Source organism: Cupriavidus sp. 05N38 (assembly GCF_056397345.1).
This window is the reverse complement of the sequence record NZ_JBFTNF010000171.1, coordinates 1-847: the sequence shown is the minus strand read 5'-3', so window position 1 is coordinate 847 and position 847 is coordinate 1. Positions and strand designations below refer to the sequence as shown.

Annotated in this window: 1 protein-coding gene; it reads left to right on the top strand. The window is 60.0% G+C overall.

Features of this window, described 5'->3' with window-relative positions; all coding sequences use genetic code 11:
• Positions 1–253: 253 nt before the first annotated feature.
• Positions 254–847 (top strand): hypothetical protein (locus AC1DK4_RS40760; protein WP_441643676.1); only part of this gene is annotated, 594 nt, incomplete at its 3' end.

Here is an 847-nt window from a genome sequence, read left to right as displayed (position 1 = left end):
GCCCATCACCCTTCCGCTGTGGCTGGGCTGGCTGCTGATCAACGCGTTTCCCGACAGCGTGGAAGCATGCATCCAGTACAACGTGCCCTACACGCCCTTTCCCACGGACATCGACGAGTTGTGCGGCATGGCATCGCCGCAGGTGAACGTCGATGCCTAGCATCATGGGGACCACACCATCCGCACCTTTAGGCTGCTGCTTCTTCAGCGCCTCCATCGATCCTGCCAAGCCGGAGCCAGTGGGGACGCGACAGTGAAAGAGGAAACCATCAGGCGACTTCCGCCCAGCCTGCGTCTGGGCGGCACACCGCTCTATCGGAACCACGCCACCAGCGAGCCGCCCAAACCCGATGGCGTGCGTCGCGTCAATGATCAGTGCGTCGAACTGGAGACCTATGCGAATTTCACGCGGACCAGTACAGCGAGCTTTATTGGCATGTCAGTCGTTGTAGCGATCATAGGCTCACTATTCAGTTTCTGGGCAATTGGTATGGAGGCCCTAACGGCGAAGGACATCGTCTACACCGCTTTGTGTAGCTTGCCTGTGTTAGCGTTTGGATTTTGCTTCTACTTTGCCAGCGGCGCGCATCGCACCCGTGGCGCCTTCATCCGCATTCATCGCGGCACGCGCAAACTCTATTTCATTTTCCCCGGCAAAGAGCGCCTGCACGTGCTCGACTGGAACCAACTCGAAGCCCTGGCCGGCTACATCCCCATCGTGTCTGCCAGTGGCTATGCCAGCCGGCATCCGCTGTACCTGATCGGGGTCGATTACACGATGGACCCGTCGACCGAAATCTGCGCGGCCTGCGGCAACCTGGGTCTGTTCGACGGCGATCGCTCGGCC